At 72.2% G+C, this 16,468-nt stretch carries 16 protein-coding genes; 8 read left to right on the top strand and 8 right to left on the bottom strand.

Annotated elements, in window-relative coordinates; genetic code table 11:
• The first annotated feature begins 43 nt into the window (after positions 1–43).
• The 3 genes from ABJI51_RS22900 to ABJI51_RS22890 all read left to right on the top strand — a co-directional run bounded on the left by ABJI51_RS22900 (position 44) and on the right by ABJI51_RS22890 (position 2,759).
• Positions 44–1,165, top strand: coding sequence for a metallophosphoesterase (locus ABJI51_RS22900; RefSeq protein ID WP_348953321.1), 1,122 nt, complete (start codon positions 44–46; stop codon positions 1,163–1,165).
• Positions 1,166–1,320: 155 nt separating this feature from the next.
• The gene (locus ABJI51_RS22895; RefSeq protein WP_348953320.1) at positions 1,321–1,968 is read left to right on the top strand and encodes a DUF998 domain-containing protein; all 648 of its coding nucleotides are present in this window, start codon (positions 1,321–1,323) and stop codon (positions 1,966–1,968) included.
• Positions 1,965–2,759 (top strand): alpha/beta fold hydrolase, encoded by a 795-nt coding sequence (locus tag ABJI51_RS22890; RefSeq protein ID WP_348953319.1) that lies wholly within the window; start codon positions 1,965–1,967, stop codon positions 2,757–2,759. The genes ABJI51_RS22895 and ABJI51_RS22890 overlap by 4 nt, the downstream gene beginning before the upstream one ends.
• Here the strand turns inward: ABJI51_RS22890 and ABJI51_RS22885 are convergent.
• Positions 2,756–5,458, bottom strand: coding sequence for a BTAD domain-containing putative transcriptional regulator (locus ABJI51_RS22885; RefSeq protein WP_348953318.1), 2,703 nt, complete (start codon positions 5,456–5,458; stop codon positions 2,756–2,758). The genes ABJI51_RS22890 and ABJI51_RS22885 overlap by 4 nt on opposite strands.
• Positions 5,459–5,613: 155 nt before the next feature.
• Here ABJI51_RS22885 and ABJI51_RS22880 point away from each other — a divergent pair, with 155 nt between their 5' ends.
• The 3 genes from ABJI51_RS22880 to ABJI51_RS22870 all read left to right on the top strand — a co-directional run bounded on the left by ABJI51_RS22880 (position 5,614) and on the right by ABJI51_RS22870 (position 7,286).
• Positions 5,614–6,012, top strand: a complete 399-nt coding sequence (locus ABJI51_RS22880) for a peptidase inhibitor family I36 protein (protein WP_348953317.1) — start codon at positions 5,614–5,616, stop codon at positions 6,010–6,012.
• Between the two features lie 79 nt (positions 6,013–6,091).
• The gene (locus ABJI51_RS22875) at positions 6,092–6,610 is read left to right on the top strand and encodes an O-acetyl-ADP-ribose deacetylase (RefSeq protein WP_348953316.1); all 519 of its coding nucleotides are present in this window, start codon (positions 6,092–6,094) and stop codon (positions 6,608–6,610) included.
• Between the two features lie 28 nt (positions 6,611–6,638).
• Positions 6,639–7,286, top strand: coding sequence for an HAD family hydrolase (locus ABJI51_RS22870; RefSeq protein WP_348953315.1), 648 nt, complete (start codon positions 6,639–6,641; stop codon positions 7,284–7,286).
• Here ABJI51_RS22870 and ABJI51_RS22865 read toward each other — a convergent pair.
• Positions 7,276–7,740, bottom strand: a complete 465-nt coding sequence (locus tag ABJI51_RS22865; protein WP_348953314.1) for an NUDIX hydrolase — start codon at positions 7,738–7,740, stop codon at positions 7,276–7,278. The genes ABJI51_RS22870 and ABJI51_RS22865 overlap by 11 nt on opposite strands.
• Before the next feature lie 101 nt (positions 7,741–7,841).
• Between ABJI51_RS22865 and ABJI51_RS22860 the strand changes: the two genes are divergently transcribed.
• The gene (locus ABJI51_RS22860; protein WP_348953313.1) at positions 7,842–8,282 is read left to right on the top strand and encodes a DoxX family protein; all 441 of its coding nucleotides are present in this window, start codon (positions 7,842–7,844) and stop codon (positions 8,280–8,282) included.
• Positions 8,283–8,300: 18 nt separating this feature from the next.
• Here the strand turns inward: ABJI51_RS22860 and ABJI51_RS22855 are convergent, their stop codons facing one another.
• The 5 genes from ABJI51_RS22855 to ABJI51_RS22835 form a co-directional block, all read right to left on the bottom strand.
• Positions 8,301–8,903 (bottom strand): GTP-binding protein, encoded by a 603-nt coding sequence (locus ABJI51_RS22855; protein ID WP_348953312.1) that lies wholly within the window; start codon positions 8,901–8,903, stop codon positions 8,301–8,303.
• Positions 8,884–9,255 (bottom strand): DUF742 domain-containing protein, encoded by a 372-nt coding sequence (locus tag ABJI51_RS22850; RefSeq protein ID WP_310967127.1) that lies wholly within the window; start codon positions 9,253–9,255, stop codon positions 8,884–8,886. The genes ABJI51_RS22855 and ABJI51_RS22850 overlap by 20 nt, the downstream gene beginning before the upstream one ends.
• The gene (locus ABJI51_RS22845; RefSeq protein WP_020640887.1) at positions 9,252–9,668 is read right to left on the bottom strand and encodes a roadblock/LC7 domain-containing protein; all 417 of its coding nucleotides are present in this window, start codon (positions 9,666–9,668) and stop codon (positions 9,252–9,254) included. The genes ABJI51_RS22850 and ABJI51_RS22845 overlap by 4 nt, the downstream gene beginning before the upstream one ends.
• Positions 9,668–12,214: a sensor histidine kinase gene (locus ABJI51_RS22840; RefSeq protein WP_348953311.1), complete on the bottom strand. Its 2,547-nt coding sequence runs from the start codon at positions 12,212–12,214 to the stop codon at positions 9,668–9,670. Before ABJI51_RS22840 ends, ABJI51_RS22845 begins: the two co-directional genes overlap by 1 nt.
• Positions 12,215–12,793: 579 nt before the next feature.
• Positions 12,794–13,450 (bottom strand): transcriptional regulator, encoded by a 657-nt coding sequence (locus ABJI51_RS22835; RefSeq protein WP_348953309.1) that lies wholly within the window; start codon positions 13,448–13,450, stop codon positions 12,794–12,796.
• A 163-nt stretch (positions 13,451–13,613) separates the two neighbouring features.
• Here ABJI51_RS22835 and ABJI51_RS22830 point away from each other — a divergent pair, with 163 nt between their 5' ends.
• On the top strand, positions 13,614–15,464 hold the full coding sequence (locus ABJI51_RS22830; RefSeq protein ID WP_431605656.1) for an AMP-dependent synthetase/ligase: 1,851 nt from the start codon (positions 13,614–13,616) through the stop codon (positions 15,462–15,464).
• Between the two features lie 33 nt (positions 15,465–15,497).
• On the opposite strand, the gene ABJI51_RS22825 is transcribed toward ABJI51_RS22830, so the two are convergent.
• Positions 15,498–16,397, bottom strand: a complete 900-nt coding sequence (locus ABJI51_RS22825) for an SDR family NAD(P)-dependent oxidoreductase (protein ID WP_348953306.1) — start codon at positions 16,395–16,397, stop codon at positions 15,498–15,500.
• Positions 16,398–16,468: the final 71 nt, after the last annotated feature.

Below are 16,468 nucleotides of genomic sequence, written 5' to 3'. Positions count from 1 at the left end.
CACGGTGCCGGGGCACGCGTCCGCCGGACGGTAACCTGGTTCGATGAGAGGCCAATTCGTCGTCGTGCCCATCCTGGCGATGCTGCTGCTGTTCGGCGTGCCGTGGTGGACGCTCGTCCTCGCGCCGGAGTGGGGCGTCGCGGGCACGGTCGCCGGGACGGCGCTGTTCGTCCTCGGCCTGGTCGCCATGCCCACCGGCATGGTCTTCGGCCACGGGCGGCGCCAGCGCGACGGTGCCGCGCGCCTCGGCGACTCCCTGCTCGCCGTGATCTGGGTGCTGTTCAGCTGGTCGGTCCTGAGCCTGGTGCTACGGGCCGCGCTGCTCGGTGTCGACGACCCGATGCGGTCGCGGATCGTCGCGGGCGCGACCGTGCTGATCGCCGCCTGCCTGCTCGTCCACGGCAACCGCGTCGCCATGCGCGTGCCGCCGGTGAAGGCGGTCGACGTCGTCCTCCCGCGGCTCGGGCCGGGGCTCGACGGCCTGCGGGTCGCCGTGCTGACCGACACCCACTTCGGGCCGATCGACCGGACGAAGTGGTCCGAGCAGGTCGTCGCGGCGGTTAACGCGCTGGACGCGGACGTCGTCTGCCACGCGGGCGACCTCGCCGACGGCCCGGTGGCCAAGCGCCGCAAGCAGGTCGACCCGCTCGGCGGCGTCCAGGCCGGGCTCGGGCGGTTCTACATCACGGGCAACCACGAGTACTTCGGCGAAGCGCAGGGCTGGCTCGACCACATGGAAGGCCTCGGCTGGGACACCCTGCACAACCGCTCGACGCTCCTCGAACGCGGCGGCGACCGGATCCTGTTCGCCGGCATCGACGACCCGACGGGCACCGCGTCCGGCCTGCCCGGCCACGGCCCCGACCTGGCACTGGCACTGGCGGACCGGCCGTCCGACGTCCCGGTGGTCCTGCTCGCCCACCAGCCGAAGCAGGTCCGCCAGGCCCGCGAGGCGGACGTCGACCTGCAGATCTCCGGGCACACGCACGGCGGCCAGATCTGGCCGTTCCACCTGCTGGTCCGGCTCGACCAGCCGACCCTGTCCGGCCTGACCCGCCACGGGAACACCCAGCTGTACAACAGCCGCGGCACGGGATTCTGGGGCCCGCCGTTCCGGATCTTCGCGCCCAGCGAGATCACGCTCCTGACCCTCCGCTCCGCCTGACCCCGAACGCCCCAATGTGGCCTTGGGTGCGTTCAACGCACCCAAGGCGGCCTTCGGTGCGTTGAGCGCACCGAAGGCCACCTTGGGGCGCTCTGGCCACTCCGACAACTTTTTTTGTCTTGACAACTTGAGCGTTCGGGTGGCACGGTGTCCACATGACCGCCATAGCGCTTCCGGGCCGTACCCGGACCTCGACCACCACCACCCTGCTGACCTGCGGCATCCTGGCCGGACCCGTCTTCGTCGGCACCGGGCTGCTCCAGGGCCTCACCCGCCCCGGCTTCGACTTCACGCGGCATCCCGCGAGCGTGCTGGCCAACGGCACCCTCGGCTGGATCCAGATCACGAACTTCCTGGTCACCGGCCTGCTCACGCTCGCGGCCGCGGCCGGGACGCGGCGGGTCCTGCCCGGGAGATGGGGACCGCGGCTGCTGGCCGTCTACGGCGTCAGCCTGATGGCCGCCGGCGTCTTCCGCGCGGACCCGCAGGACGGCTTCCCGCTCGGCACGCCCGCCGGGCCGCCGTCGTCCGTGAGCTGGCACGGCATGCTGCACTTCGCCTGCGGTGGCCTCGGCTTCGCCGCGCTGGTCGCGGCCTGCTTCGCGATCGGCTCGCAGCTGAGCCCCACCCGGGCGTGGTACTCGCGGATCAGCGGGCTGCTGTTCCTCGTAGGCTTCGCGGGCGTAGCGTCCGGTTCGACGAGCCCGGTCGTGACCCTCGGCTTCTGGGCGGCCGTGGGGATCACCTTCGCCTGGCTCGCCGTCACCTCCGTCCACCTGATGCCGCGAGGAGAGTCCCGATGAGCACGACGGTTTCCGCCGACGGCACGAAGATCGCCTACACCGCCACCGGGTCCGGGCCCGCGCTCGTCCTGGTCGACGGCGCGATGTGCTACCGCGGCTCGTCCCCGAACGACGCGCTGGCAAAGGAGCTGGCCGGGCGGTTCACCGTGTACACCTACGACCGCCGCGGGCGGGGCGAGAGCACCGACACGAAGCCGTCCACGCCCGGACGCGAGGTCGAGGACCTCGCCGCGCTCGTCAAGGAGGCCGGCGGCGAGGCGTTCCTGTTCGGCATCTCCTCCGGCGCCGCGCTGGCACTCGAAGCGGTGAACCACGGCCTGCCCGTGCCGAAGCTGGCGGTGTACGAACCGCCGTTCGTGGTCGACGGCACGCGTCCCCGCGTCCCGGCCGACTACCCGGCCCGGCTCGACGCGGCGCTGAAGGAGGGCAAGCGCGGCAAGGCCGTCAAGATGTTCATGACCGAAGGCGTCGGCCTCGGCCGCGTGACCGTGGCCATGATGCGGATCATGCCGTTCTGGTCCCGGCTCAAGAAGGTGGCCCACACCCTCCCGTACGACACGGCGCTGGTGGCCGACCACCAGGCGGGACGTCCCCTGACGGCGGCCTGGCCCGAGGTGAAGGTCCCCACGCTGGTCGTCGACGGCGGCCGGAGCCCGGAGTGGATGCGCCACGGCGTGTCGTCGCTGGCACAGGTGCTGCCCTCGGCGGAGTACCGGACGCTGCCGGACCAGACGCACATCGTGAAGGCGCCCGCGCTGGCGCCGGTGCTGGCGGAGTTCTTCCTCGGCTAACCGGGGTCGGCGAGGCGCTCCTGCAGCCGGGCGTGCCGGAACTGGTACACCGCGCCGACCTGCCGCAGGACGCCGCGCCGGTGCGCGTCGTCGAGGAAGGCCAGCAGCCGCAGCGGGGTCCGGCCGCGGGCGGCCAGCCAGAGCCGGGTGACGCCGAACGCGCCCCACGCGCGGGCCAGTCCCACGCTGAGCCCGACCGCCAGGCCGAACAGCCCGCCCGTCGCCCAGGCCTGCTCCGCGCTGCTCGCGGGCAGGAACACCTGGCCGCCGATCACCGCGCCGGCGATCCCGTAGGCGAGACCGCCCGGGTTCGGGACGAGGAACCGGCCCAGCAGCCCGGCGGCCACCCCGCCCGCCAGGCCCAGCACGACGTCGAAGTAGCCGCTCAGCACCTCGGCCGTCGGGTCGTCCGGGGTGAGCGCGAAGGCCAGCCCGTAGAACAGGCCCAGCGAGACCATGAACGACAACGCGAACGACAGCGTGGCGGCGCGGTCGTGGCGCAGCACGGTGCCCGGGCTGGCCACCCGGTTCGCGTCCAGCGGCGTGTCCAGCCAGACGTGCACGCCGATGGCCAGGCCGAAGACCACCGCCAGCAGGCTGATCACCCACACCGGCAACGACCAGCCGAGCCCGAGGCAGACGCCGATCACCGCCCCCACGCCGAACCGGCGCGCGAACCGGCCCGCCGTCCCGCTGAACCGCGCCTCCACCTGCAGCGGCCCGGGCCGCCGTCCGACGCTGTGCGTCACGCATCCGGCGACCGCGAAGGAGACGCCGTAGACCGCCCCGATCGCCGGGCCCGCGGCCAGCCAGCCGGTGAGGGCGAACAGCACCGCGGGCGGCAGCCCGAGGTAGAGGCCGACGACGAACCGGGGTACCGCGCGGTCCAGCCGCCACCAGGTGAGGTCGCGGGTGCGGTCGCGGTCGAGCTGGCGCGCGAGGAAGCTCAGCCAGCGCTCGGCCTGCTCCGGGCCGTAGTCGCGCGAGCGGCCTGCCTGCGCGGGCGGCACGGGACGGCGGGCGTAGACCGCGGGCAGGTACGCGTCGAGCAGCTGCCGTTCGACGGCCGCGCGGTCGGGGAACCGCGCGGTGTCGCAGAGTTCGCCGGGATCGGTCGCGGGGTGCGCGTAGGCGGTCCTGGCCAGGTCCACCATCAGCGGCGTGCGCAGCGCCTGGGCGAGCGCGCCCGACGGCTCCCGCCGCAGCCGGCGGACCACGGGCTCCCACCGCGTCTCGCCCGGACGGCTTCGCGCGGTGAGGAAGTCGACCGCGTCCTCGATCTCGACCGGTTCCAGCTCCACCACCGCGGCCCGCGTCAGGAACGAGCCCGTCTGCCGCACGGCGACCTCGTATTCGGCACTGCGGCAGGTCACCACGAGCGGGTGGCCGGCGCCCGCTGCCTGGTCGAGTGCGTCGATCGCGGCCGTGTGCAGGCCGGGCGGTGTTTCGTCGAGCCCGTCGAGCACCGGGACGACCCGGCCGCCGAGCACCAGGCGCAACGCCGCGTCCTCGCCGTACGCGGCGGTGTTCGCCAGCCCCGGATAGCCCTCGACCAGCTTGCGGGCGAGCCAGGCGTGCAGGTGTTCCCGGCGCGGGTTCCACGAGGCGAGCGGCAGCAGCACCGGGACCGGCTCGCCCGGCCGCGGGTCCGCGAGCAGGCCGAGGGTGAGCAGGATGGCCAGTACCGACTTGCCTGCCCCCGGCTCGCCGAGCACCACCAGCTGCCGGGTCGGCACCTCGCGGAACTTCGCGACCACGTCGGTGAGATCGCCGCTCAGCACCAGCGACGCCGCGGTGGTCACGTCGCGTTCGGTGCTCGACCACTTCAGCGGCACCGGCTCGGGCCGGTTCAGCCCGCGCAGCTCGGCTTCGGCCGTCCACTGCCGCGTGATCGCCGCCGCGAGTTCCTTGGCCGCGCGGTCCAGCTCGTCGGCGGGAACCGGCGGCGGCGCCCCGGCCGTCCGGTCGTCGCCGCGGAGGATGCGTTCGTGCAGCTCACGGACCTCCGGGCCGGGGTCGATGCCCAGCTCTTCGGCGAGGTTCTCCCGCAGGCGGACGAACACCTGCAGTGCGTCGGCCTGCCGCCCGGCCCGGTCGAGCGCGAGCATCAGCTGCGCGTGGGCGCGCTCCCGCAGCGGATGCTCGGTGACGACCTCGGCCAGCTCGTCGACGACCTCGCGGTGCTGCCCGAGCGCGAGCTGCCAGTCGGCGCACGCCTCGAACGCGTCCAGCCGCTGCTCGGCCAGCCGCGCGGTGCGCCCGGCCAGCGCGTGAACGTCGAGCCCGTCGAGCACCGGGCCGCGCCACAGCTTCAGCGCCGCCCGCATCTCGCGCACGGCGTCACGCAGCGCGCCTCGCTCGGCCAGCCGCCGCGCTTCGGCGACCCCCTTGGTGAAGCGCAGCAGGTCGAGCTGCTCTTCGGTGACCGTGATCCGGTAGCCGGGACCGTCGGTGACGATGAGCCGCGGCCCGGCGTCGCCCAGCCGCTCCCGCAGCGCCGACACGCAGTTCTGCACCTGCTTGGTGGCCGTGGCGGGCGGCTCGCCGTCCCAGGTCGACTCGACGAGCCGCGCCATCGGGACGACGGCGTTCGGGGTCAGCAGCAGCGTCGCGAGCACGCGCTGGTGGCGGGTTCCGGGCAGCGGCAGCCGCCCCCGTGCCGTCCAGACCTCCAGCGGCCCCAGCACGCAGAAATCCATCCACACTCCTCCCTGGTGCCCGAGCATACCCAGGCTGACCTGGGCGAGGACGGCGCGATGACGAGACGAGGACGGCGTCCGGCACGGTCTGGACCCAGCCGGTCACCCGCACCGAGGGGGACCGCCGAACGATCACTCAAGGGGAGAAGAAAGCCATGCCGAAGATCCGTTCCGCGGCCGCGCTGGCGGCCGCCGTCGCCGGTGCCGCGACCGCCACCGTGCTCGCCGCGACCCCGGCGTCCGCCGCGACCGCGCCCTGCCCGGCGAACTACTACTGCTTCTACGAGCACGCCAACTACCGGGGCTGGCACCTCAACTACAACACCACCCCGTCGGGCAGCTTCAACAACCCGCCGTCGTCCAGCGGGGACAAGCGCAGCCAGCTGTCGTCGGTGATCAACAACGGCAACCGCACCATCTGCCTGTACAACCACCGCGGCATCCTCGGCGACAAGCTGATCCTCAAGGTCGGCCCGTACCACGACTTCCCGAACCTGGCCGACGTCCCGGGCGCCAACGACAAGGCCGACTCCTGGCGGCTCAACGCCTGCTGACCACCGTCCGGTCGCCGGGCACCGGCGGGGGGTGCCCGGCGACCGGCCCGCAGGTACCGGGCAGGCGGAGAATGGCGGCATGAGCATTCCCGTCCGGCTCGTCGACGCCGACATCACCACGCTCGAAGTCGACGTCGTCGTCAACGCCGCCAACTCCTCCCTGCTCGGCGGGGGCGGGGTCGACGGGGCCATCCACCGCAAGGGTGGTCCCGAGATCCTCGCCGAGTGCCGGAAGCTGCGGGCCGGTCACTACGGCAAGGGCCTGAAGACCGGGCAGGCCGTCGCGACGACCGCCGGGCGGCTGCCCGCGAAGTGGGTGGTGCACACCGTCGGTCCCGTGTGGTCGGCGAGCGAAGACCGTTCGGAGCTCCTGGCCGATTGCCACCGCAACGCCCTGGCCGTCGCACGGGAACTCGGGGCCCGGACCGTCGCCTTCCCCGCGATCTCCACCGGCATCTACCGCTGGCCGCTGGACTCGGCCGCGAAGATCGCGCTCACCACGGTCGCCGAAGCCGAACCCGGGCCGATCGAGGAGGTCGTCTTCGCGCTGCGCGGCGAAGCCGCCCTGCAGGCGTTTCGTCACAACTGCCTTGCCTGAACGATCACCGGCCGGGCAGGGTGCAGGCGTGCCCACCCGCGCCCTGGTCTTCGACTTCGACGGCACGCTCGCCGACACCGAGTCCGCCGTGCTGCAGTCGTGGCAGGAGACCTTCCGGGCGCACGGCACCGAGCTGCCGCTGGAGGCCTGGTACGCCGTCATCGGCACCCAGCACACCACCCCCGCGATGTTCGCCCTGCTCGCCGAGCACGTTCCCGGCATCGACCCCAAGGCACTGCAACCGGTCACGAAAGCCCGCGTCCACGCCCTTCTCGAAAGCCTCGGCCCGCGCGAAGGCGTCCTGGACTACCTCGAGACCGCGAAGGACCACGGCCTGAAGCTCGCCGTCGCGTCCAGCTCGTCCGGGGGCTGGGTGAACTCGCACCTCGACGGCCTCGGCCTCGCCCGCTACTTCGACGCCGTCCTCACCGGCGACCGGCACCGGGCCAAGCCCGACCCCGACCTCTACCTCGCCGCGCTCGACGCTCTCGGAGCAACCGCGGAAGAGGCCATCGCCTTCGAGGACACCCCGCACGGCGTCACCGCCGCCAAGGCCGCCGGGCTCACCTGCGTCGCCGTGCCGAACGCGATCACCGCGAGCCTCGACTTCGGGCAGGCCGACGTCGTGCTGCCGTCGTTCACCGCCAAGCCGCTGGACGCCCTGCTCAGCCGGTGACCAGCGGCAGCAGCCGGTCCAGGAACGGCAGCTGGCCCTTCACCAGCTTCTCCCGGGCGACCGCCAGCGGGAACCACTCGACCCGGTCGACCTCGGGGAACTCCTGCTGACGGCCCGACCGCGGCGGCCACTCCATCGTGAACGTCCCGGGCACCACCGCCGCCGGGTCCAGCTCCGCCTCGACCGCCCACGCCGTGACGACCTTGCCGCCCGCCTGCTTCACCACACCCAGCTCGACGTACTCGCCGCCGGGCGCGGGCAGGCCCAGCTCCTCCTCGAACTCGCGCCGGGCCGCCTTCTCCGGTGACTCGTCCGGGTCCAGCTCGCCCTTCGGCAGCGACCACGCGCCCGCGTCCTTCTTCGCCCAGAACGGCCCGCCCATGTGCCCGAGCAGCACCTCGGTGTCGTCGCCGCGGCCGCGGTAGAGCAGGAGCCCGGCACTGTGTTTCGCCATGGAGACAGTCTCCCAAGATTTTTCCGCGCGGGTGTCGATCCGGCGCCGTCCCGCTCGACGCGTAGGCAGAAGGCCAGGAACCCAGGGAAGGAACCCCCGCCATGACCACCACCATCGCCCGCGAAACCCCGACCACCGCTCCGGCCAAGGCCCAGGTCGCCGGGCTGGTCACCGGCGCGAGCCGGATCGTGATCTCGTTCCTGTTCGGCTTCCACGGCCTGCAGGGCTTCGGCTTCTTCGGCGGCATCGACGGCCAGGGCGGCGGCGTCCCGTTCGGCTCATGGCCCGGCTGGTGGGGCAGCGTCCTCGAGCTCACCGGCGCGGTCCTGCTGCTGCTCGGGCTCGCCAGCAGGCCTGCCGCGCTCGTGCTGTCCGGCGTGATGGCCTACGCCTACTTCACCGTGCACGCCCCGATGGGCCTGCTGCCGCTGCAGAACATGGGCGAGCCCGCCGCGGTCTACTCGTGGATCTTCCTGCTGTTCGCCGCGATCGGCCCCGGCCGCTTCGCCCTCGACACGCTGATCAAGCGGCGCCGCCGCTGAGCGCGAGCGCGGTCCGGCTCAGTAGCCGCCCTGGGCGGCGGCCAGGTCGGACCGCGCCATCACGTGTTCCATCAGGCTGGTCAGCACCTGCTTGGTCGACTCGCGCTCACGTGCGTCGCACAGCAGCAGCGGGACGTCCATGCCGATGTCCAGCGCCTGCCGGACCTCTTCGGTGCCGTAGCGGTACGCGCCGTCGAAGCAGTTCACGCCGACGACGAACGGCAGGTTGCGGCGCTCGAAGAAGTCCACCGCGGCGAAGCAGCTGTCGAGCCGGCGGGTGTCGGCCAGCACGACGGCGCCGAGCGCGCCCTCGGCCAGCTCGTCCCACATGAACCAGAACCGGTCCTGCCCCGGCGTACCGAACAGGTAGAGGATCAGGTCCGGGTTGATCGTGATGCGGCCGAAGTCGAGCGCGACCGTCGTGGTCGTCTTCTGCTCGATCCCCGACAGGTCGTCGACCCCCTCGGAGGCGGTGGTGATGACCTCCTCGGTCCGCAGTGGCGGCACTTCGCTCACCGAACCGACCATCGTGGTCTTGCCGACCCCGAACCCGCCGGCGATGAGTACCTTGACCGCGGTCGCGGTCAGGTTCCGCCGGGGGTCAGAGTTTCCGGATGCCATCAAGAACCGCCTGCAATACGTGTCGGTTGGGGGTTTCCTGGACCGGTGCCGCGGTACGGAACAGCACCAGGTTCTGCTCGATGAGGTCGCTCAGCATCACCTTGACCACGGGCAGCGGGAGATCCACCCTGGCGGCCACCTCGGCCACCGAGACGGGCCGCTGGCACAAGGCGATGATGCGCGCGTACTCCGGTTCGAGCATGCCCGCTTCGTGGGCGGTGCGCAGCGCGACGACGAGCGTGATGAGGTCGAGCCCGAGGGTGTCCGACCGGGTGCGGCCGCCCGTGACCGCATAGGACCGGACCAGCGGGCCGGCCTCGTCGTCGAACCAGGCTTCGTGCCGGGGGCTCATGGCGTGGGCTGGACGCCGGCGCCGGTCCGCGGGGCCGACGTGAGGACCTGTCCGACGCGCTTGACCATCAGGTTCATCTCGTACGCGACCAGCCCCATGTCCGCGTCCTCGCGGGCCAGCAGGGCGAGGCAGGCGCCCCGCCCGGCCGCGGTCACGAACAGGAAAGCGTGGTCCATCTCCACCATCGTCTGGCGGACGTTGCCGCCGCCGAAGTGGCGTCCGGTACCGCGGGCCAGGCTCTGGAACGCCGAGGCGACCGCGGACAGGTGCTCCGCGTCCTCCTCGGAAAGGTTCCCGGACCGCCCGATCAGCAGGCCGTCCGAGGACAGGACCACCGCCCGGTCCGCCCCGGCGACCCGCTTGACGAGATCGTCCAGCAGCCAGTCGAGCTCGTGGGCGCCTGAGTTGACCATTACTCGCGCTCTCCGTACCTGTCGTCGTTCTCGGAAAACTCTTCGTCACGGGCCCGGCGGGTGCCCTGCTGGAAGGCGGCCAGCCTGCTGCGGGCGGCCTCCGGGGAGTCCAGCCGCACCTCTTCCCGTTCCTGTGCGGGCTTATCTTCCCGCAGCTGCGGAACGAGGTTCTGCTGGCGTCGCCGTTGCGGCAGCGGCGGGCGGCCGGGTGCCTCCGGGCGGCGCGGCTGCTGCGGCCGTCCCTCGCCCGCGGCGGGCCGCGGTTCCTGCGGCGGCCAGGCCGGCTGCTGCGCGGCAGGCCGCGCCGGGCGCGCGGTCCGTGCGGGCGGCGCCGGCGGGCGGACCGGGGCGGCGGGCTGGGCCTGCGTCGGCTGGCTCACCGGCTCCGAGACGGCCCCGACCGGGACCGGCGTCGGCGCCGACGACGGCGGGGTGGACGGCGTCCGGTCCGGCGGCACGGTCACCGGCGGGGCCACGGCAGGCTGGGCCACCGTCGGCTGCGACGCGGGTCCGGGCGCAGCCGGTGTCATGGCCGGGGCCGGCGGTTCGGTGCGGTGCCGGGCGGGACGGCGCGGCTGCCGCTTGAGCGGCGCGACCTCGTCGTTCACCGGCTCCGGCTCGACCGGGTTCGGGACCAGCTCCGGCTTCGGCGGGGTGATCGGCTGCTCCGGCTCGGACTCCGCCAGCGGCGCCAGCAGGTCGGTGCGCACCAGCACGATGGCGCGGGTGCCGCCGTAGGCCGACTCCCGCAGGTGCACCTGGATGCCGTGGCGGGCGGCCAGCCGCGCGACCACGAACAGGCCCAGGCGCGGCTCGTCCGACAGCGCCATGATCCCGAAGTCCGGCGGGTCGGCCAGCATCCGGTTGATCTCTTCGGCCTGGTCCGGCTCGAGCCCGAGGCCCTGGTCCTCGACCTCGATCACGACACCCTTGCCGACCACGTTGCCGCGGATCTCCACCCGCGACTGCGGCGGCGAGAACGCCGTCGCGTTGTCGATCAGCTCGGCGAGCAGGTGCACGAGGTCGCCGACGACCGGGCCGCGGACGGCGATCTGCGGCAACACCGCGGTCTTCACCCTGGCGAAGTCCTCGGTCTCGGCGGACGCGCCGCGGACCAGCTCGGTCAGCCCGACCGGGTTGCGCCACTGACGACCCGGCTGGCCGCCGCCGAGGATGATCAGGTTCTCGGCGTTGCGGCGGGCGCGGGTGGAGAGGTGGTCGAGCTGGAACAGCGTGTCCAGCTGGTCCGGGTCCTCCTGCTTGCGCTCGGCCTGGTCGAGCACCTTGAGCTGGCGGTGCACGATGACCTGGCTGCGGTGGGCGATGTTGAGGAACACCGTCTTGGTGCCCTCCTTGGTCTTCGCCTCCTCGATGGCGGCCGCGATGGCGGTCTGCTGCGCCTTGTTGAACGCGTCGGCGACCTGGCCGATCTCGTCGGTGCCGTGGTCGAGGAAGTGACCGCCCTCTTCGAGGTCGACGGGCTCGCCGGCCTGGACGCGGGCGACCAGCTCGGGCAGCCGGACCTCGGCCGCGTCGAGGGTGTCCTCGCGCAGCCGGTGCAGGCGGCCGATGAGCCGGTTCGACAGCCGGACGGCGACGAACACCACGAAGACGGCGAACAGCACCGCGACCACGCCGGCGATCAGCGACTCGGTGAACGTCGAGTCGGCGTCGTCGATCGCGGCCTGGCTCGCGGCCGAGCTCTGCGTGACGAAGATGTTCATCAGCGCGTCGCCGACCTGGCGGGCGGCGGTGCGCCACTGGTCGGCGGGCACCGGCAGCTTCGACAAGTCGCCGCGCAGGAACGCGGTCTCGACCTGGGTCACCGTCTGCCACGGCTGGCTCGCCAGCAGCTGGTCGTACTTCGCCTTGACCTCGGGGATCATCTTCGGCGCCGACGCGTCGAGCTGCGCGTGGTAGGCACCGACCTGGCCGACGTAGGCGCGGAAGTCGTCGTTCGTCAGGCCACCGGCGGCCAGGCCCGCGGCGGCGAGCGCGTCACTGCGCTGCATCGCGTCGGCCGCGGTGAACAGCGGGATCGCGGTGAGGCGGTCGAACGCGTTCTGCGCGCCGCGCGCGTTCTGCGCCAGCCCGGCCACGCCGTCGGTGAACTGGTCGAACAGCTTGTTGTAGTAGGTGAACGCCTGGCCGATCTGCATCTGGCCGCTGTCGACCGCCTGGCGGGTCTGCGGCAGCTGCTGGAACAGCGCGAAGAACGTGGCGATGTTCTTCTGGACACTCGCCGGGGTGTCGTCGTAGTCGGCGAAGTTGTCCTTGAGGTTCTCGATCTCCTTCGCGGCGGTCGCGTCCGTCTTCGGACGGACGGCCGCGAGGACGGCGCGCTGGTTGCCCTGGCCGGCGAGCAGGCTCAGCGTCGCCTGCCGCTCCTGCTGCAACGCGACGAAGAACGGGATCGCCGGTGCTTCCGAATTGCGGATGCGGTTGGTGTAGTCCCGCGCCGTGACCGCGTCGTAGATGAGGTAGCCCGCGAGCGCCACCCCGACCAGCAGCAGGGCCACACTGGGGATGAGCGCGATCGTGAGCACGCGCTTGCGAATCGAGGATCCCCGGTTGCGTCGAAGAGAAATCTGCTTCACCTGGGTCCGTTTTCCTTCCGGCAGTACATGGTTTCGGGTCGCCCGAGGTGGTCTACACCCGGATTCCGACCAGCCGGATCGACATCACCGTGGTCTGCTTCGCCCGCGACGACGGTATGCAGCCGCTCAGGGCGCGTCAAGTCCGTGGCGAGAACGTGATCTTGGCACGGTGATCCGTCCACACTTGCTGCCTGCGCTTGGAAAGTCCACCACCGAAAGTCGTGACGTTCGTCCCAGCGCCACTTCCGTTCCACCGCACGTGATGCACGCTGGGTCCAGCAGCGGACCACGCGCCGTCCACGTGGGACCCGCTACGTACGGCGGCGCCGATTCGTTCGGTGAGAAACATCACGCCGGTTGCGGCTGTCCGCCGCGTACGCCCCCTTCGTTCGGGACAACCGCCATCCGGAAAGCGGAAATTCCCGCGATTCCCTGTCACAGCCACGGATTCCCCGGAGAACACACCGGAATTCCCGCCATTCCGCATACGTGGCCGCGGTGTCGCGTCCGGTACCGGTTCCGCGGCGGTCAGCCCGGGAACTCGTCGGCGAGGGTGTTCCAGAACAGCAGCTCGTAGCTCTGGAACAGCCGCGCGCAGCGGTGTGCCTCGCGTTCGTCGAGCCGGTGCGCGTCGAGCCCGGCCTGGATCGCCGCGAGTGCTTGTTCTTCGATTTCCGGGACGTCCGCGGCGAAGAAGTCGAAGAACGCGCACTCCCTGCCGGTGAAGCCGTAGTGCTCGCGCATGCCCGCGGCGACGTCCCGGCAGTACCGCCCGAAGGCGGCGAAGTTGGCGAAGATCCCCGCCGCCGTCGCCGCCTGCTCACCGTTCAGTGCCAGCCACGCGACGTAGGCGGGATACGCCTGGCAGCCCGCGCGCGGCAGGTCCTTCCCGTGGTCCGGACCAGTCGCGGCGAGCAAGGCGTCGAGCATCCGGTTCGCCTGCTGCTCTCCCGGCGCGAGACCACCGAAGAAGGCGCGCGCGTTCGGTTCGTCGGCACGGGCGGCCAGCGCGTGGAAGCTGCGCCAGTCGCTGAGGGTGATCAGCTTCTCCTCCGCGGCGAGCGCGGCGAACACCGCCCGCGGCGCGCGGCCCGCGGTGATCAGCGGCACGAGCCGGTTGTCGCCGTCGCGCGGCGCCAGCTCGGCCTGGATCTTGTCGAGCAGTTCGCGAGCCGACCGGGTCATCGCCGTCCCCCCTGAGTGCGTCGTCCCCTCCATTGAAGCGCGGTTCGCGCGCGGGCGCCCGTGTGCACTGTGGACAGTCGGCCGGACGTGGCCGCGATTCTCTATCCACCTGGCCGGGATGCCCTTACAGTGTGGCCATCCGCCAGGACCGAGGAGGCCAGCGTTGACCACCGTCGCCGAGCAGACCGAAGGCCAGACGATCCCGCGGCTGCTGCACCGCAACGCCACCGAGTACCCCGACCTGCCCGCGGTCACCTCGCTCGACCTCGAAGGACGGCCGACGCTGACCTGGCGGCAGTTCCGGACCGCGATCGCCGAGGTGTCCCGCGGCCTGGCCGGGCTCGGGCTCGGCCGGCGCGACCGGATGCTGATCATGGCGCCCGGCTGCCCGGACCACCTCGTCGCCGACCTCGCCGCGACGCACCTGGCCGCGATCCCCTGCACCGCCTATGCCACGCTCAGCCCGGACCAGATCCGGTTCGTCGCCCGGCACAGCGCGGCCCCGGTCGTGGTCCTCGGCGGCGAGAACGAGCTGGCGCGCTGGCGGCCGGTGCTCGACGACCTCCCGGCACTGCGGCACGTCGTCGTCATGGACGAGACCGCCGTCCCCGCCGGTGACGACCGGTTCGTCTCCCTCGCCGCGGTACGGGAGCGCGGGCGGGAAGCGCTTGCCGCCGACCCCGATGCGTTCGAGCGCTCGTGGCCGGAGATCCGGCCCGACGACCCGCTGTCGATGATCTACACCTCCGGCACCACCGGCGATCCGAAGGGCGTCGTGCTGTCGCACCGCAACGCGATCCACCAGGCGTACGCGGTGACCGAGCTGCACCACCCGCCGATGCACGCGACCAACATCGCGTACCTGCCGCTCGCGCACATCGCCGAGCGGGAGCTGTCGATCTACCTGCCCATCGTGTGGGCGGGCCACGTCCACACCCTCGCCGACCCGACCGCGGTCGCCGGCGCGCTCGGCCAGGTGCACCCGCAGAGCTTCTTCGGCGTGCCGCGGGTGTGGGAGAAGATGGTCGCGGGCCTGAAGAACATGCTCGGCAGCGTGCCCGAGGACAAGCGCACGGCGTTGCTGCAGGCCAACGAGCTGCTCCAGCAGGGGTACAAGCTCCGCAGCGCGGGAAAGCCGGTGCCCGCGGACCTCGCCGAGAAGATCCGGCAGACCGACGAGACCGTGCTGGCGCCGATCCGGGCGTTGCTCGGCCTCGACCAGCTGCTGGTCGCCTCCAGCGGCGCGGCCGCGCTGCCGGTGGAGATCATCTACTTCCTGGCCGGGCTCGGCGTCGAGATCTGCGAGGTGTGGGGCCTGTCCGAGACGACCGGCGCGGCGACGTCCAACTCCCACGAGGCGTTCCGCGCGGGCTCGGTCGGCAAGCCGCTGGAGGGCGTTGAGGTGAAGGTCGCCGAGGACGGCGAGCTGCTGGTGCGCGGCCCGATCGTGTTCCTCGGCTACCTGCAGGAGGACGGGACGATCCAGGACGCGACCGACGCCGACGGCTGGTACGCCACCGGCGACATCGGCACGATCGACGAAGACGGCTTCGTGACGATCACCGACCGCAAGAAGGAACTGATCATCACTTCCAGCGGCAAGAACATCGCGCCGACCCGCATCGAGGGCCTGCTCAAGGAGCACCCGCTGATCGGCCAGGCGGTCGCGATCGGCGACGACCGCCCGTACGTGACGGCGCTGCTGGTCCTCGACGACGAGATCGCCCCCGGCTGGGCCGCGGCGAACGGCATCGAGGCGGCCCCGGACGAGCTGGCCACGCACCCGGCGGTCCGCGCGGAGCTGGAGCGCGCGGTCGAGTCGGCCAACAGCAGGCTGGCGCGGATCGAGCAGATCAAGCGCTACCACGTGCTGCCGAAGGCGTGGACGCCCGAGTCGGGCGAGCTGACCCCGACGCTCAAGCTCAAGCGCCGGGTCATCAACGACCGGTATTCGGCCGACATCGAAGCGCTGTACGCAGCGGTCCGCGACCCCGAACCGGCCGCGGGCGCCTGACCCCAACCGCCACTTTCACGTGAAAGTGCCGCCTCAGGCGGTCCGCGGGGAGGTCGTCTCCGTCCACTTGCGCAGCCGCGGCGGGACGCGCTTCTCCAGGCCGTAGTTCTCCAGATGCGCGGAGAAGACCTCGTCGAACGCCTTCTGCACGGTCTCGGTGTCCCACACCGGGCGTTCGAGGATCGGCTGCTTGAGGAACGGCTGGCCCATGACGTGCAGCTGCGGGCCGTTGCAGCGGATCATCTGGCCGGTGATGCCGTGCGAGCCGTCGCCGAGGAGGAACAGCACGACCGGCGCGATCCGGGACGGCGTCCGGTCCGGCGGGCAGGCCCGCAGCGAGCGCTCGGACTTCCACACCATCCGCGTGTGCGCGAGCGGGCAGACGGCGTTGACGCGGATGCCGGCGTCTTCGAGGTCGAGCGCCCAGGAGTAGGTCAGCGACGCGACCGCGCCCTTGCTCGCCGCGTACACGCCGAGCTTGCGCTGCCCGAGCGAAGCGCCCGAGGAGATGTTGACGATCGAGCCGCCGGTGCCCGCGCCGACCATGGCCTTGATCGCGGCGAGCCCGGTGTTCACCACGCCCATGACGTTGACCTGCACGAGCTCGCGTGCCTGCTCGGCGTCGTCCTCCCAGGGCAGCGCCTCGTAGTTCAGGCCGGCGTTGTTGACCAGCCCGTCGATGCCGCCGAACTCCTTGACGCACAGGTCGACGATCTCCTGCGCCTCGCCCGCGTCGGCCACGCTGTGCCCGCTGGCGACGGCCCGGCCGCCGTGCACGCGGATGTTCTCCGCCGTCCGCTCGGCCAGCTCGACGTCGATGTCGTTGACGACCACCGCGCCGCCCGCGCGCGCGACGTGCACCGCGAACGCCTCGCCCAGCCCCCGGCCGGCGCCGGTCACCACAACCGCCTTGCCCTGCATCAACCCGTCCATCGTTGCTCCCCGATCTGCCACGCCGGCGGGCGCGTCCGTCCACCCCGGCGGCTCTGTGTCCAGTCTTTGCC

It is taken from the genome of Amycolatopsis melonis, assembly GCF_040064235.1.
GTDB classification, from domain to species: Bacteria; Actinomycetota; Actinomycetes; order Mycobacteriales; family Pseudonocardiaceae; genus Amycolatopsis; species Amycolatopsis melonis.
This window is presented reverse-complemented; position numbering and strand designations above follow the sequence as displayed.

Coding starts and splice junctions, on each gene's coding strand:
- ABJI51_RS22865 (WP_348953314.1), bottom strand. CDS start 7,740: ATGGCGAAACACAGTGCCGGGCTCCTGCTCTACCGCGGCCGCGGCGAC.
- ABJI51_RS22895 (WP_348953320.1), top strand. CDS start 1,321: ATGACCGCCATAGCGCTTCCGGGCCGTACCCGGACCTCGACCACCACC.
- ABJI51_RS22860 (WP_348953313.1), top strand. CDS start 7,842: ATGACCACCACCATCGCCCGCGAAACCCCGACCACCGCTCCGGCCAAG.
- ABJI51_RS22835 (WP_348953309.1), bottom strand. CDS start 13,450: ATGACCCGGTCGGCTCGCGAACTGCTCGACAAGATCCAGGCCGAGCTG.
- ABJI51_RS22845 (WP_020640887.1), bottom strand. CDS start 9,668: ATGGTCAACTCAGGCGCCCACGAGCTCGACTGGCTGCTGGACGATCTC.
- ABJI51_RS22850 (WP_310967127.1), bottom strand. CDS start 9,255: ATGAGCCCCCGGCACGAAGCCTGGTTCGACGACGAGGCCGGCCCGCTG.
- ABJI51_RS22900 (WP_348953321.1), top strand. CDS start 44: ATGAGAGGCCAATTCGTCGTCGTGCCCATCCTGGCGATGCTGCTGCTG.
- ABJI51_RS22885 (WP_348953318.1), bottom strand. CDS start 5,458: ATGGATTTCTGCGTGCTGGGGCCGCTGGAGGTCTGGACGGCACGGGGG.
- ABJI51_RS22875 (WP_348953316.1), top strand. CDS start 6,092: ATGAGCATTCCCGTCCGGCTCGTCGACGCCGACATCACCACGCTCGAA.
- ABJI51_RS22825 (WP_348953306.1), bottom strand. CDS start 16,397: ATGGACGGGTTGATGCAGGGCAAGGCGGTTGTGGTGACCGGCGCCGGC.
- ABJI51_RS22855 (WP_348953312.1), bottom strand. CDS start 8,903: ATGGCATCCGGAAACTCTGACCCCCGGCGGAACCTGACCGCGACCGCG.
- ABJI51_RS22880 (WP_348953317.1), top strand. CDS start 5,614: ATGCCGAAGATCCGTTCCGCGGCCGCGCTGGCGGCCGCCGTCGCCGGT.
- ABJI51_RS22890 (WP_348953319.1), top strand. CDS start 1,965: ATGAGCACGACGGTTTCCGCCGACGGCACGAAGATCGCCTACACCGCC.